12 protein-coding genes are annotated in these 14290 nt (G+C 63.3%); 3 read left to right on the top strand and 9 right to left on the bottom strand.

Annotated features, from left to right (window positions below; genetic code table 11):
* Positions 1 to 278: 278 nt before the first annotated feature.
* The 8 genes from rpmG to AC1DX6_RS13975 all read right to left on the bottom strand — a co-directional run bounded on the left by rpmG (position 279) and on the right by AC1DX6_RS13975 (position 9415).
* Positions 279 to 446 (bottom strand): 50S ribosomal protein L33, encoded by a 168-nt coding sequence (gene rpmG, locus AC1DX6_RS13940; RefSeq protein ID WP_006201775.1) that lies wholly within the window; start codon positions 444 to 446, stop codon positions 279 to 281.
* Between the two features lie 165 nt (positions 447 to 611).
* The gene (locus AC1DX6_RS13945) at positions 612 to 1070 is read right to left on the bottom strand and encodes a YqfO family protein (RefSeq protein ID WP_477314214.1); all 459 of its coding nucleotides are present in this window, start codon (positions 1068 to 1070) and stop codon (positions 612 to 614) included.
* 114 nt (positions 1071 to 1184) lie between these two features.
* Positions 1185 to 2360, bottom strand: a complete 1176-nt coding sequence (locus AC1DX6_RS13950; protein ID WP_477314216.1) for an MFS transporter — start codon at positions 2358 to 2360, stop codon at positions 1185 to 1187.
* Between the two features lie 23 nt (positions 2361 to 2383).
* A complete protein-coding gene (locus tag AC1DX6_RS13955) occupies positions 2384 to 3124 on the bottom strand; it encodes an NUDIX hydrolase (RefSeq protein WP_477315105.1) in 741 nt (246 codons plus the stop codon).
* 177 nt (positions 3125 to 3301) lie between these two features.
* Entirely contained in the window at positions 3302 to 3751 is a 450-nt protein-coding gene (locus tag AC1DX6_RS13960) for a DUF983 domain-containing protein (protein ID WP_477314218.1), read from the bottom strand.
* Positions 3751 to 6057 (bottom strand): ribonuclease R, encoded by a 2307-nt coding sequence (gene rnr, locus AC1DX6_RS13965; protein ID WP_477314220.1) that lies wholly within the window; start codon positions 6055 to 6057, stop codon positions 3751 to 3753. Before rnr ends, AC1DX6_RS13960 begins: the two co-directional genes overlap by 1 nt.
* 5 nt (positions 6058 to 6062) lie before the next feature.
* Positions 6063 to 8699, bottom strand: coding sequence for a type I DNA topoisomerase (topA, locus tag AC1DX6_RS13970; protein WP_477314222.1), 2637 nt, complete (start codon positions 8697 to 8699; stop codon positions 6063 to 6065).
* A 338-nt stretch (positions 8700 to 9037) separates the two neighbouring features.
* A complete protein-coding gene (locus AC1DX6_RS13975) occupies positions 9038 to 9415 on the bottom strand; it encodes a COG4315 family predicted lipoprotein (RefSeq protein WP_477247308.1) in 378 nt (125 codons plus the stop codon).
* Positions 9416 to 9614: 199 nt separating this feature from the next.
* On the opposite strand from AC1DX6_RS13975, the gene AC1DX6_RS13980 reads away from it, so the two are divergent.
* Together AC1DX6_RS13980 and glmU are read left to right on the top strand one after the other, a co-directional pair.
* Complete coding sequence (locus tag AC1DX6_RS13980; RefSeq protein WP_477314224.1) at positions 9615 to 10361, top strand: cytochrome c biogenesis CcdA family protein; 747 nt, start codon at positions 9615 to 9617, stop codon at positions 10359 to 10361.
* A gap of 96 nt (positions 10362 to 10457) precedes the next feature.
* On the top strand, positions 10458 to 11825 hold the full coding sequence (gene glmU / locus AC1DX6_RS13985) for a bifunctional UDP-N-acetylglucosamine diphosphorylase/glucosamine-1-phosphate N-acetyltransferase GlmU (protein WP_477314226.1): 1368 nt from the start codon (positions 10458 to 10460) through the stop codon (positions 11823 to 11825).
* Positions 11826 to 11831: 6 nt separating this feature from the next.
* On the opposite strand, the gene AC1DX6_RS13990 is transcribed toward glmU, so the two are convergent.
* Entirely contained in the window at positions 11832 to 12206 is a 375-nt protein-coding gene (locus AC1DX6_RS13990) for an ADP-ribosylation/crystallin J1 (protein WP_477314228.1), read from the bottom strand.
* Positions 12207 to 12434: 228 nt separating this feature from the next.
* Between AC1DX6_RS13990 and glmS the strand changes: the two genes are divergently transcribed.
* Positions 12435 to 14258 (top strand): glutamine--fructose-6-phosphate transaminase (isomerizing), encoded by a 1824-nt coding sequence (gene glmS, locus AC1DX6_RS13995; protein WP_477314230.1) that lies wholly within the window; start codon positions 12435 to 12437, stop codon positions 14256 to 14258.
* Positions 14259 to 14290 lie beyond the last annotated feature (32 nt).

Consider the following 14290-nt stretch of genomic DNA (forward strand, 5'->3'; position numbering starts at 1 on the left):
TAGACGGAGCCGGCGCGAGGACAGATTGCCGGATCGATCCGAAAAATACCCCATGATGCTCAGGTCCGCCGCATCTCCTGGGTCCGTGGGGTCGGCCGGCCGGCGCTGGCACATAGTGGCCTCCTCGTACCGCTGCCAATCGCCGACCGGCCCCCTTTTTTCAAAAGGACAACATCAGGGCTCTGCGCCAAGATTCGGAAACCTCGTGCTTTTCAGCGTCCTGAAACAAAAACGCCGCCCAATGGGCGGCGTTTTCGTTATCGCGGAAAGAAACCAGATTACTTGATCTTGGTTTCCTTGAATTCGACGTGCTTCTTGGCGACCGGGTCGTACTTGCGGAACGACAGCTTGTCGGTCTTGGTGCGACTGTTCTTGCTGGTCACGTAGAAGAAACCGGTGTCGGCGGTCGACAGAAGCTTGATCTTGATATTTGCGGCTTTGGCCATGATGTTCGTCCGTTGTGTTGGTGGAGTTTTGGCCGCTGGAGCACGGGGAAACACCCGGACGCGGGAAACTTGGCGCGACACATAAAGAATGCGCCCTGAAAGTCAAGCCCGCGCGGCTTGGTCACGAATTCCCAAGCCGGTCCGAAGCTTGACCGTTCCCCGTTGTCAGGCGTCTTCCTTGAGCGGCGAGGCGGCCTTCTTCCAGTCTCCGGTGGTGTTCCACCAGCGATTCGGATTGGCCTGGTCGTCCAGCCCCTTGGAGCGGCTGGCGAGGATCGGCTGAATGCGGATCACCGGCTCCTGATAGGAGTGCGCCTGGAAAATTGCCTCAACCACCCGGGAGGCCAGTGCCTGGTCATCGGGCAATTCGAACGAGACCTCCACCGTGCCCGGGCGACGCCGCAGTTCGGTCTCGGGACCCGCGGCAGCGCCTTCCAGAGGCCGGTAGCGTTCGATGCCGTGCGCCGACTGATAGGCATTGCGGTCATATTTACCCATGACCAACGGCACGATGGCGACCACCGCGTCCATGATGCGGTCGACATCTGCGGCCGGCGCCTGAAAGGTTACGAGCAGCAGAAGCGTCATTCGAAGGGATGTGGTTTCAAAGCCGCTGTCGATCATGGAGATATCCTCAACTCAGGAGTTTTCGAGGACACTCTTTTAGCCGCAGGCTCCTGACACGGTTCTGTCAGCAGCCGCAGCCTGCCGCCATGGGCTGGCGGCTAATGCCGTGCGCTACAGAAACTTTCGCAAGAGCCTGAAGCCGACCAGGGCGATATAGGCGCCGAAGAACAGGCCGAGCGCCCAACCGAAACCTGACGGTCCAAAAGCGTCCATGCCGATGCCGATCGCCTGCGGCCCCAGCACCATGCCGACGCCGTAGCAGAGCACGAAGGCGGCGTTGGCGGATGCCAGTTCGTGACCGGAAAGCTGCGAGCCGAGATGGGCGAGGCCGATCGTGTACATGGCCGCGACCACGCCGCCCCAGACGAACAGAAGTGCCGCCATCAGATGCCAGTTCTGCGCGAAGAACGGCATGAAGATGGTGCCGGCAAGTCCAACGATGGCGCAGGCCAGAAGCAGATAGCGGCGGTCTGAGACGCGGTCGCTGATCATGCCGATCGGGATCTGCAACAGCACGTTGCCGAGGCCGATCATGGTCAGCAGCAGGGCGGCGTCAGCCTCGGAGTAGCCGATGCGGTTGCCGTAGACCGGGAACAGCGCAAAACCGCCGGTTTCGACGGCGCCGAACACCAGCACGGCGGCGGTCGCCGTCGGCACCAGCCAGATGTAGCGCAGGAAATTGCTGGTCTCGCCGTCGGCCACAATGGTGGGGCTTTCGTTCCGCGCGGCCAGCACCGGTACGGCGGCCAGCGCCACCAATCCGATGATGACGCCGAAGGGCGCGAAGCCGGAGCTGCCGAGATGGGCGAATATCCACGGTCCCGCGGCGAAGCCGAGCGACAGGACGGTGGCGTAGATGCCGAGAACCAGGCCACGCCGATGCGGCGGCGCCGAGGTGCTGATCCAGAACTCCGACAGGATGAACAGCACCGTCAGCGCGATGTGCAGCACGATGCGGAGCGGAAACCACATCCAGAAATCCGGCGCGAAATGGAAACCGATGAAGGCCAGCGCGCCGGCAACAATCATGGCGATCATCGTCCAGGCAACGCCGAAGCGCATGGCAAGCGGGGTGGCGAGCGGGGCACCGGCGATCGAGGCCAGGCCGGCGACCGCGGTGTTGAGGCCGATCATCGAGGCCGAATGGCCGCGTGTTTCCAGGATGACGCTGAGCAGCGGCATGCCGAGGCCGATGGCGATGCCGACGACGCTGATCGACGAGATCGCCGCGATCATCGGCAGCCAGTGTACGCGTTCGTCGCCCTGTGGTTGGGTATCGACCGTCATGAGATGCCTGATTACTCGATGCTTTACAGAATTTCGCGGGTGAAGCGGTTGCGGACCAGCCGGTAGAAGGGCACCGAACCGCCCGGACGCAGCAGCGGATCATGGGCAAGGCGCGTCCGCAGCTCGTCCAGGATCATGCGGGTGATGTCAGGTATGTCGGCTTCCCTGGCCTTGGCCAGCGGCAACCAGACCAGTTCCTCAAGCTCGTTGGTCGGGCCGCCACCCGGCAATTCGACCACCACATCGCTGCGCCAGGCGCTAAGGAAGCGCGTGTCGAAACGGCGCACCCGGTTGGGTGGTGTGATGGCGCGGGCAATGAAGCGCAGCGCTGACAGCGAAGGCGTTACGCCGTGCTCGACAAACCCCTGCCAATCTCGCTTGTCGGTCGCAAAGGCGCCTTTCTGGCCGATGAGCAGGCCAGCTTCCTCATAGGTTTCGCGGATCGCCGAGAGCGCAATGGCGCGGGCGCGCGCCAGGCTCGTGCGGCCGACGCCGGCGGTCAAATTCGCTTCTTCCTGTGGATGCAAGGCGGTGGCGACGGGAATACGGCTGTCGGCTGGATCGGTCCGGCCGCCGGGAAAAACGAACTTTCCCGGCATGAAGGCGTGGCCGGCATGGCGGCGGCCCATCAGCACCAGAAACTCATCGCCCTGGCGGTCGAGCAGGATAAGCGTCGCCGCGTCACGCGGGCGCATAGGCTGGGCGTGAAGCGGGATCTCGCGCCGTTCAACCCTGTCGACTTCCGCCTTGGTCATCCCGTCCATACGTCCGACCTGATGCATGTCGCCCAAAAGTGCGTAGCGGTTTTGGGGCAGCGACATGCATGAAAACACAAATTAAAAGCGCGCCGCATGAATCCCTTCACACGCGACGCGCTTTAGCGGAATCTTCTCGGATGCGAAAGTGGCGTTCAGCCATGGCCGATTGCGCCAACCCTGATTTCAAGCCTCGGGATAAGACTCAATCCTGTCTTCTTCGCCGCCGAAGCCGTGCATATAGAACGCCCATTGCAGGCCGATGACGGCGCCTTTGACCGGTTGCAGGAGCGCCAGCGCCAAAAGAATGGTCAGCGGCACCCAGATGGCGACGTGCTGCCAGAGAGATAAAGTCGACGTCGCCTCGACGCCCATGAAGGCTCCCAGCACGATGTGGCCGACGATGACGATCACGAGATAGGCGGGCAGGTCGTCGGCGCGGTGGTGATGAAGGTCCTCGCCGCAGACATCGCATTTGTCGACGGTCTTGGTGAAGGCGCGGAATAGTTTTCCCTCGCCGCAATGCGGGCAGCGGCCAAGCAGGCCGCGCTTCATGGCCGTCCATAGCGGGCGGGCGGGCCGGCCGGAGTGATGTTCGCCACCGAAGACTTGTTCCAAACCCAGTTCTTTTTGCATCATCGTCTCCTGCCGCGCGAGCCTGGACGCGATTGCGACGCACGGGCGCGGCCTTTGGCCTTGTGAAACGACCGCTTGGAGCCGGGCAGCGGCTTCGGGTCGGTCAGCATCTCGAAGCGCATTGCGCCGGCCATGGGCGCCACTTCGATGAGGCGGACTTCGACGCGGTCGGCAAGCTGATAACCCTTGCCGGTGCGCTCTCCGTAGAGCGATCGGGCCGTCTCGTCGTAGATATAGTAGTCGCCGCCGAGAGTTGACACCGGGATGAAACCATCTGCGCCAAATTGTGGCAACTGGACAAATAGTCCCGATTTGGTGACGCCCGAAATGCGCGCGTCGAAACGATCGTCGATGCGTTCGGCAAGATAGGCGGCGATCAGCCGGTCGACCGTGTCGCGCTCGGCTGCCATGGCGCGGCGCTCGGTGCCGGAGATTAGCACGGACACGTCTTCCAGCCGCGCTTCCTCATCCTGCGTTAGCCCGCCCGGACCAAGGCCAAGGGCAGCAATCAGCCCGCGATGCACGATGAGGTCGGCATAGCGGCGGATCGGCGAGGTGAAATGCGCGTAGCGTTTCAGGTTGAGGCCGAAATGGCCGATGTTCTTGGGCGAATATTCGGCCTGGCTTTGCGAACGAAGCACCACTTCGTTGACCAGCCCCTCATTGTCGGCACCACGCACGCGCTCCAGAATGCCGTTGAACTGGCTCGGCCGCATCTGCGCGCCGCGCGCCAAGGACAGGCCGAGCGTCTGCAGGAACTCGCGCAGCGATTCCTGCTTGGCCAGCGAAGGCGCGTCATGGACGCGGTAGACCAGCTCCTGTTTTTTTGCCTCCAGCGCCTCTGCGGCGGCGACATTGGCCTGGATCATGAACTCTTCGATTAGCTTGTGGGCGTCGAGCCGTTCCGGGACGATGACACGATCGACGGTGCCGTCTTCCTTAAGCAGGATCTTGCGCTCGGGCAGGTCGAGTTCCAGCGGCTGGCGTCCGTCGCGGCCACGCTTCAGGATGCCGTAGGCGTCCCATAGCGGCTTCAGTATGGTGTCGAGGATCGGGCCGGTCTTGTCGTCGGGCGCCCCATCGATCGCGGCCTGCGCCTGCGGGTAGGCGAGTTTTGCCGCCGACTTCATCATGACGCGGTGGAAGGAATGCCTGAGCTTGCGGCCATCGGCGGCAAACGTTATGCGCACCGCCAGCGCCGGGCGATCCTGGCCTTCGCGCAGCGAGCAGAGATCGTTGGAAATGCGCTCGGGCAGCATGGGCACGACACGGTCCGGGAAATAGACCGAATTGCCGCGCTTCAGCGCCTCGCGGTCGAGTGCGGTGCCATAGCGGACATAGGCGGCGACATCGGCGATGGCGACGGTGGCGATGACGCCGCCGGGGTTCTTCTCATCAAGATCCGGCGTGGCGAACACCGCGTCGTCATGGTCCTTGGCGTCGGCGGGGTCGATGGTGACCAGCGGCAGGTCGCGCCAATCCTCGCGGTGATCCAGCGTGGCCGGTTTCACGGCCTCGGATTCGGCGATGACTTCGGCCGGAAAAATGTGCGGAATGTCGTGGGCGTGGATGGCGATCATCGAGACCGCCTTTTCGCTGGTCAGCGACCCCAGCACGTTGAGCACCTTGGCTCTCGGCAGCCCGTAGCGGGAGGCCCGCGCTGGCTCGACCTCGACCAGATCGCCGTTTTTGGCGCCGTTCTGGAATTCCTTGTCGACGATCAGTTCGGGCTGGCGGCGCTCTACCGGTTCGATGCGAAAAGTGCCGTCCTGCAAGATGCGAAAGATGCCGAGAACGGCATCGGTGCGCTTCTCGAAGATCTTCATCACCCGCCCGGTATAGGCGGGGCCGGTCGCTTCATTGGTCGGAAAGGTCTTGGCCAGCACGCGGTCGCCGATGCCGGGCGCGGGGCCATTGCCGCCGCGCGACACACGGATCGAGACGACGGGTGGCTCGCCAGGGCTGAGGGCTTCGGCCGGGTGCGCCAACAGGATGCCGTCGCCGTCGCGGCCAAAGATGTCGAGCACGGCGACATGGGGCAGGGCGCCGACGCGGGCGAGTTGCTTGCGCTCCTTGGTCAGCAGGCCCTCGTCCTGCAGGTCGCGCAAGATATCCTTCAGCCAGATGCGGTCATCGCCGCGCAGCGCAAACGCCTTGGCGATCTCGCGCTTCCCGGAACGGTCCGGATTTTCGGCGATGTAGCGCAGGATTTCGTCGCGGGACGGGCGATAGTCGTCCTTGACCTTGGCGCGGGTATCAGCGGTGCGCGGATCGCCGTGGGTTCTACCGGTGATCCTGCGCGCCACGCTGCTTATCCCTTTTTCTTGGCCGCCGGCTTCTTCGCCGCCGCCTTCTTGGTTGCTGTCTTCTTGGCTGCCGGGGCCTTGGCCGCTGCCGCCTTGCGGAAAGGCTTCTTGCCGCCGCCGCCCTTGGCTTCCTTCTCGGCGATCAGCGCCAGCGCGTCCTCGATCGTCACCGACTGCGGGTCCTTGCCCTTGGGCAGCGTCGCATTGACCTTGCCGAAGTTCACGTAGGGCCCGTATTTGCCGTCGCGCACGACGATCTTGCCGCCGCCGTCCGGATGGTCGCCAAGCTCCTTGAGTGCAGCGGCGGTGCCGCCATTGCGGCCGCCCTTGCCCTTCAGTTGCTTCTCGGCAATCACCGAAACGGCGCGGTTAAGGCCGATCGAAAACACCTCGTCGATGCCTTCGAGATTGGCGTAGGTGCCGTCATGCAACACGAACGGACCGTAGCGCCCCAGCCCGGCCGAGATCATCTTGCCGCTCTCCGGATGCTTGCCGACATCGCGCGGCAGCGACAGCAGAGCGAGCGCCTTTTCATGGTCGATGGACTCGACCGTCCAGCCCTTGGGCAGGCTGGAGCGCTTGGCCTCCTTGCCGTCGCCGCGCTGCAGATAGGGTCCGAAGCGACCGCTGCGCAGCGTGATTTCCTCAGCCGTGTACGGATCCTTGCCGATCACCTTGGTGCCGTCTTCGCCGCCGCCATTCTCGCCATTGGGGTTGGCGGCGTCGCCGAGCTGGCGGGTGAACGAGCATTCGGGATAGTTCGAGCAGCCGACAAAGGCGCCGAATTTGCCGAGCTTCAGCGACAGATTGCCGGTGCCGCATTTCGGGCAGATGCGCGGGTTGGAGCCGTCCTCTCGCGCCGGAAACACCAGCGGCGCCAGTTCTTCGTTCAGCGCGTCGAGCACGTCGGTGACGCGCAATTCCTTGATATCGGCGACGGCGCCGGAAAAATCCTTCCAGAAATCGCGCAGCACGTCCTTCCAGGCGAGCTTGCCGTCGGAAATCTCGTCGAGCTTTTCTTCGAGAGACGCGGTGAAGTCATACTCGACATAGCGCCGGAAGAAGCTTTCGAGGAAGGCCGACAGCAGACGGCCCTTGGCCTGCGGCACCAGCCGCCGCTTGTCGAGGGTGACGTAGTCGCGGTCCTCGAGCGTCTTCAGGATCGCCGTGTAGGTCGACGGACGGCCGATGCCGAGTTCTTCCAGCTTCTTGATCAACGACGCTTCGGAATAGCGCGGCGGCGGTTCGGTGGAGTGCTGGGTGGCGTTGATTGCTTCGCGGGCAAGCTGTTCGCCGGCGCGGATTTCGGGCAGACGGCGGTTTTCCTCGTCTTCCGCATCGTCGTCCTTCTGGTCGGTGTAGGCGGCAATGAAGCCGTCGAAGCGGACGACCGAACCGACGGCGCGGAGCTCGGCGGTGCGGGGGCCGTTGACCGCCTCGATCTCGACCGTGGTGCGCTCGATCTCGGCCGGCTGCATCTGGCTGGAGATGGCGCGCTTCCAGATCAACTCATAGAGCCGCATCTGGTCGGAATCGAGATATTGCCTGACCGAGGCGGGCGTGCGCATGAAATCGGTCGGGCGGATCGCCTCGTGGGCTTCCTGGGCGTTCTTGGCCTTGGTGGTGTACTGACGCGGGTTTTCCGGCAGGTATTTGGGGCCGAACTCCTTGACGATGGCGTCGCGCGCAGCGGCGATCGCCTCGGGCGCCATCTGCACGCCGTCGGTTCGCATATAGGTGATCAGGCCGGTGGTCTCGCCGCCGATTTCCATGCCTTCATACAGCCGCTGCGCCACTTGCATGGTGCGGCTGGCCGAGAAGCCGAGGCCCGATGACGCCGCCTGCTGCAGCGTCGAGGTGGTGAAGGGCGGACCGGGATTGCGCCTGGTCGGCTTGGCTTCGACCGACAGCGCCTTGAAGGTGGCGCCTTCGAGCATCGCCTTGATGTCGTCGGCCTGCGCCTTGTTGGCAATGTCGAGTTTTTGCAGCTTCTTGCGGTCGAAGGCGGTCAGCCGTGCTTCGAAATTCTCCTTGCGCGGCGTGCCGAGGATGGCGGCGACTTGCCAGTATTCCTCGCGGATGAAGCGCTCGATCTCGGATTCGCGGTCGCAGACGAGGCGCAGCGCCACCGACTGGACGCGGCCGGCCGAGCGGGCGCCCGGCAGTTTGCGCCAGAGCACCGGCGACAGCGTGAAGCCGACGAGATAGTCGAGTGCGCGGCGGGCGAGATAGGCGTCGACCAGCGGGGCGTCGATCTGGCGCGGATTGGCCATCGCTTCCAGCACCGACGATTTGGTGATGGCGTTGAAGACGACACGGCTGACCGGCTTGTCCTTCAGCGCGCGCTTCTGCTTCAGCACTTCCAGAACATGCCAGGAAATCGCCTCACCCTCGCGATCCGGATCGGTGGCGAGGATCAGGCCATCGGCGTCCTTGACCGCCTTGGCGATGTCGGCGAGCCGCTTGCCCGAGGCGGTGTCGACCGCCCAGGACATGGCGAAATCCTCGTCCGGACGCACCGAGCCATCCTTGGCCGGCAGATCGCGGACGTGGCCGAACGAGGCCAGAACCTTATAGTTCTTGCCGAGGTACTTGTTGATTGTCTTTGCCTTGGCCGGCGATTCGACGACGACGACGTCCATGAGGTCTCATATCAGCTGTGGTGCGGCAGAAGAATTCCGCTGCGCGCGACGAAATCTCGTACAATTTGTCGCTCACATGGCCGCGCTTTTGCATCCGGTCAAGGGGAAGCGCCCAAATTGCGGGGATGGCGGCAGCAATACACTCTTAGAGTGTATGGAGAAAATCACAGAATTTTGGGCAAGGGCACTTTGTGTCTCAGGCCCCCGGGAAACGACTCGGAGGTCCATTGCCGGATCGAGCGTCACAATAGGTAAAGGCTGGCCGCCGGAGGGCTTGGAGGGGGATTCCGGCAGCCAGCCCATTTCCCGCCGATGAAAGCGGGAATCCAGTTCGAAAATCAGTCGGCCTTGACGATATGCCAGACCTCGCCGACACCGTCGCCTGTCGTATCGCCGGCCTTCTTGTCCTTGATGAAGGTGTAGACCGGCTTGCCATCATACGCCCACATCTTGGTGCCGTCGGTGCGGTCGACGATGCTCCATTCGTCATCCGCCTTGGCACCGGCCTCGGCCTTCAGCGGCGGCCAGTTGGTGGCGCATTTGTCGTAGCAATTGGTCTTGCCCTTCTCATCCTTGTCATAGGTATAGAGCGTCATGCCGTTGGCATCAGTGTAGATCTTGACGCCCCCGACCTCGGCTTCCTTCCACGCCTCGGCAGCGAAGGATGCGGCGGTGCTGAGCAAAAGCGCGGCCAAGCCTGCTGTTATCGTTTTCATCGGAATCTCCCTGGGTGATCTCGAAGCGCGCGGAAAATCGCGGCCTCGTTCTGCAAACGCCGCCCGGCTGCGGTTTCTTCCCGGTCATTCCTGTCTTCCGGTCAATCCCGTGGGGCAGGGCGACGACTTGCCACGCGATGGTGATTGGCGGACGGGTACGGTCGCGGCTATATGGCAGCGCAAGGACCAGGAGACGGAAATGGCATTGGACATCGGCTATGTCAGCGCGATCGGAGCAGGGGCGATCTCGTTCCTGTCGCCTTGCGTGCTGCCGCTGGTGCCGCCTTACCTCTGCTACATGGCCGGCGTCTCGGTCGACGATTTCCGCGGCGACGCCGGCGCCACGGCAAAGGCCGGCGCGCGCGGCGCGCTCATCTATTCATCGCTCGCCTTCGTGCTCGGTTTCTCCACGGTGTTCGTGGCGCTCGGCGCCGGCGCTTCGAGCATCGGTCATCTGCTGCGCGTCTGGCAGGAGCAACTGGCGATGGCCGCCGGCGTGCTGATCATCCTGATGGGCCTGAATTTTCTCGGCATATTGCGCATCCCGCTGTTGTCGCGCGAGGCGCGCTTCCAGTCGCAAGGCAAGCCTGCCAGCCTGATCGCCGCCTATGTCATGGGGCTGGCCTTCGCCTTCGGCTGGACGCCGTGTATCGGCCCGGTGCTGGGGCCGATCTTGACGCTTGCCGGCGGTCGCGAGACGGTGGGCGAGGGGGCATTGATGCTCGCCGCCTATTCGCTTGGGCTCGGCATTCCGTTCCTGATCGCGGCACTGTTTTCCGGCGCCTTCATGCGTTTTCTCGGAAAATTCCGCGTCCATCTCGGCCGCGTCGAAAAGGCCATTGGCGCGCTGCTAGTGGTCGCCGGGGTGTTTTTCCTGACCGGCGGCGTGCAGGCCGCGTCCTACTGGCTGCTGGAGAACTTTCCGGTGCTGGGGCAGCTGGGGTAGGGTTCCGCCTCACCGGAATTTAACCGCATTGGTGCAGCATGGCGCCAGTGCTAGATAGTCCCGATTCCTGATCCCTTTCATACGGTTGTCCATCCCATGAGCCAGAGATCCTGCCTGTCCGTCATCCTCGCCGCCGGCGAAGGCACGCGCATGAAAAGTACGCTGCCGAAGGTGCTGCACCCGATCGCCGGGCTGCCGATGGTCGCCCATGTGGTGAAGGCGGCTGAGGCTGCTGGCGCCGGGGACCAGGCACTTGTGATCGGCCATGGCGCCGACGAGATGCGCAAGGCGGCGCAAAAGTTCGCACCGAAGGCCGAGACGTTCGTGCAGGAGCAGCGTCTGGGCACTGCGCATGCCGTGCTGGCGGCGCGCGCTGCGATATCAAGGGGTTATGACGATGTGCTGGTGATGTTCGGCGACACGCCGCTGATCGATCCGGACGCGCTGACCGTGGCGCGGCTGAAGCTGGCAGAAGGTGCGGCCGTCGTCGTCATCGGCTTTCGCACGCCGAATCCGACCGGCTACGGCCGGCTGATCGAAAAGGGCGGCAAGTTGGTCGCCATCCGCGAGGAGAAGGACTGCTCCGACGAAGAGCGGACAATAAACTTCTGCAATGGCGGGCTGATGGCGGTGGCCGGCAGCCAGGCACTGAAGCTGCTCGACGCGGTCGGCAACACCAACGCCAAGGGCGAGTACTACCTCACCGACATTGTCGAGATCGCCAGTGGGCAAGGCCTTGATGTCGTCGCCACCGAGGCGAGCTTCGAAAACGCGCTCGGCATCAACAACCGGGCGGAACTCGCCGAAGCCGAAGGCATCTGGCAGACGCGCCGGCGGCGCGCGGCGATGCTTTCCGGCGTGACGCTGCTCGCGCCCGAAACCGTTTACTTCTCGCACGACACCGAGATCGGCGCCGATACCATCGTCGAACCCAATGTCTGGTTCGGGCTGGGCGTAACGATCGGCACGGCGTCCAGGATTCACGCCTTCAGCCATTTCGAAGGCGCCACCATCGCCTCGCATTGCGAAGTTGGGCCATTCGCGCGGCTGCGGCCCGGCGCCGATCTCAGGAACAAAGCCAAGGTCGGCAATTTCTGCGAGGTCAAGAAGGCGACCATCGAGGAGGGCGCCAAGGTCAATCACCTCACCTATGTCGGCGATGCCCGCGTCGGTGCGGGCGCCAACATTGGCGCGGGCACCATCACCTGCAACTATGACGGCTACTCGAAGTTCTTCACCGACATCGGCGAAGGGGCTTTCATCGGCTCGAATTCCTCGCTGGTGGCGCCGCTAACCATTGGCAAGGGCAGCTATATCGCCTCGGGCAGCGTCATCACCGAGAGCGTGCCTGACGATGCGCTGGCGTTTGGCCGCGCCCGCCAGAAGACCATTCCCGGCAAGGGCAAGGAAACACGCGAGCGTTTCGCTTCGGTCGCGGCGGCGAAGAAAAAGGCTGCCGGCTGAGAGGTGTTAGCCGGAAATCTTGGCGTCCTTGCCGAAACTGGCTGTCACTTCGATCTTGCCGACGATCGCCTTGTTGAATTCAGGGAGATCTTCGGCCGGGATCCAGTATTCCAGATGCGCCTTGCTGCCAGCATGCTCGACGCGGTATCGGTCGAGAAAGCTCTTGAGGACGTCGAAGCGGGTGACGAACCCCGAGCCGCTGGCCGGCACATTCCAGTCGCGGGCGATCTGCACCGCATAGGCTTCGGTCGTCACGGGATAGAAAATGGGCTGCTCGGGCAGGCGCGGCGGAAATGCCTGCATGCCTGAAGCCTCGATCAGTTCCAGTTCCTGGGGGCCGACAGGACGCCAGAGTGTTACGATGTGCTTGCTTTCGTTCATGGCCGGGTTACTAGCCAAATATCTCTGTGGTGAAAACCATCGTCTCAGGTCGATCGCCAGAAAAAACTGAACGATTGCAGTAACCGGATTGCAAGAGCAGTCTGGCATGGTGCATCGGTGCAGAAGCGTTCCGGCTGATACGGGACGAAACGCAATGTGACTTTCGCGGCAGGCCGGCCATCCCTAAATAGCGCTGGGTTTTCTGCAGGGAATCGGGGGCAAGCAGCCATGTGCGGTATCGTTGGGATTGTCGGCCACTCGCAGGTGGCGCCGCTCATCGTCGATGCGCTGAAGCGGCTCGAGTACCGGGGCTATGACTCTGCCGGTGTCGCCACCATCGAGCATGGCCAGCTCGGTCGCCGCCGCGCCGAAGGCAAGCTGGTCAACCTCGAGCGCCGGCTCAAGGACGAGCCGCTCGACGGCACGATCGGCATCGGCCACACGCGCTGGGCGACGCATGGCGTGCCCAACGAGACCAACGCGCATCCGCACTTTTCCGACGGCGTCGCCATCGTCCACAACGGCATCATCGAGAATTTCGCCGAACTGCGCGAGGAGCTGATCCGCGACGGCTATTCTTTCTCGTCGCAGACCGACACCGAGGTGGTGGCGCATCTGGTAGCGCGCGAACTGGCCAGGGGGCTGAAGCCGGTCGAGGCAGCGCACCAGGCGCTGAAGCGGCTGGAAGGCGCCTTCGCGCTGGCCATCATGTTCAAGGGAGACGAAGACCTGATCGTCGGCGCCCGCAACGGCCCGCCTCTGGCCGTCGGCCATGGTGACGGCGAGATGTTTCTCGGGTCCGACGCCATCGCGCTCGCCCCGTTCACCAATTCGATCACCTATCTGGAAGACGGCGACTGGGCGGTGGTGCGCCGCGGCGGGGTCGCCATTTTCGACATGGACGGCAAAGAGGTCGAGCGCAAGCGCCAGCAGTCGCTGTCGACCAGCTTCATGGTCGACAAGGGCAACCGGCGCCATTTCATGGAAAAGGAAATCCATGAACAGCCCGAAGTGATCTCGCACACGCTGGCGCATTATGTGGATTTCGTCGGCGGGGTCTCGAAGCCGCTCGACCTGCCGTTCGATTTCGCCAAGATCGGCCGGCTGGCGATTTCCGCCTGCGGCACCGCCTATCTCGCCGGGCTGATCAGCAAATACTGGTTCGAGCGCTATGCGCGGCTGCCGGTCGATATCGATGTCGCCTCGGAATTCCGCTACCGCGAGATGCCGCTGTCGGCGAATGACGCCGCCTTCTTCATCTCGCAGTCCGGCGAAACCGCCGACACGCTGGCCTCGCTGCGCTATTGCCGCAAGGCCGGCATGAAGATCGGCGCGATCGTCAATGTGCGCGAATCGACCATGGCCCGCGAATCCGATGTGGTGCTGCCGACGCTCGCCGGCCCCGAGATCGGCGTCGCTTCGACCAAGGCTTTTACCTGCCAGCTCTCGGTGCTGGCATCGCTTGCCGTGCGGGCCGGCGTGGCGCGCGGCACGATCTCGAAGGAGCAGGAGAAAATTCTGGTGCGCGAGCTCTCCGAAGCGCCGCGCTATGCCAACCAGGTGCTGAAACTCGAAGCGCAGATCGAAAGGATCGCGCGGGAACTGTCGCGCTACTCCGATGTGCTCTATCTCGGTCGCGACACCAATTTCCCGCTGGCCATGGAAGGCGCGCTAAAACTCAAGGAAATCTCCTATATCCACGCCGAGGGTTATGCCGCCGGCGAGTTGAAGCATGGGCCGATCGCGCTGATCGACGAGAACATGCCGGTCATCGTCATCGCCCCGCATGACCGCATTTTTGAAAAAACCGTATCGAACATGCAGGAAGTGGCGGCGCGCGGCGGCAAGATCATCCTGATCACCGATGCCAAGGGTGCGGCCCAGGCGAGCGTGAAGACGATGGAGACGATCGTCCTGCCCGACGTGCCGGAAATCATCTCGCCGATCATCTACGCGCTGCCGATCCAGATGCTGGCCTATTTCGCCGCCGTGTTCATGGGCACCGATGTCGACCAGCCACGCAATCTGGCGAAATCGGTGACGGTGGAATAGGCGTTCTTTAAAAACTTCGCAGTTCCAAAGCG

Source organism: Mesorhizobium sp. P2_C4 (genome assembly GCF_056404575.1).

Coding starts and splice junctions, on each gene's coding strand:
- rpmG (WP_006201775.1), bottom strand. CDS start 446: ATGGCCAAAGCCGCAAATATCAAGATCAAGCTTCTGTCGACCGCCGAC.
- AC1DX6_RS13945 (WP_477314214.1), bottom strand. CDS start 1,070: ATGATCGACAGCGGCTTTGAAACCACATCCCTTCGAATGACGCTTCTG.
- AC1DX6_RS13950 (WP_477314216.1), bottom strand. CDS start 2,360: ATGACGGTCGATACCCAACCACAGGGCGACGAACGCGTACACTGGCTG.
- AC1DX6_RS13955 (WP_477315105.1), bottom strand. CDS start 3,124: ATGGACGGGATGACCAAGGCGGAAGTCGACAGGGTTGAACGGCGCGAG.
- AC1DX6_RS13960 (WP_477314218.1), bottom strand. CDS start 3,751: ATGCAAAAAGAACTGGGTTTGGAACAAGTCTTCGGTGGCGAACATCAC.
- topA (WP_477314222.1), bottom strand. CDS start 8,699: ATGGACGTCGTCGTCGTCGAATCGCCGGCCAAGGCAAAGACAATCAAC.
- AC1DX6_RS13975 (WP_477247308.1), bottom strand. CDS start 9,415: ATGAAAACGATAACAGCAGGCTTGGCCGCGCTTTTGCTCAGCACCGCC.
- AC1DX6_RS13980 (WP_477314224.1), top strand. CDS start 9,615: ATGGCATTGGACATCGGCTATGTCAGCGCGATCGGAGCAGGGGCGATC.
- glmU (WP_477314226.1), top strand. CDS start 10,458: ATGAGCCAGAGATCCTGCCTGTCCGTCATCCTCGCCGCCGGCGAAGGC.
- AC1DX6_RS13990 (WP_477314228.1), bottom strand. CDS start 12,206: ATGAACGAAAGCAAGCACATCGTAACACTCTGGCGTCCTGTCGGCCCC.
- glmS (WP_477314230.1), top strand. CDS start 12,435: ATGTGCGGTATCGTTGGGATTGTCGGCCACTCGCAGGTGGCGCCGCTC.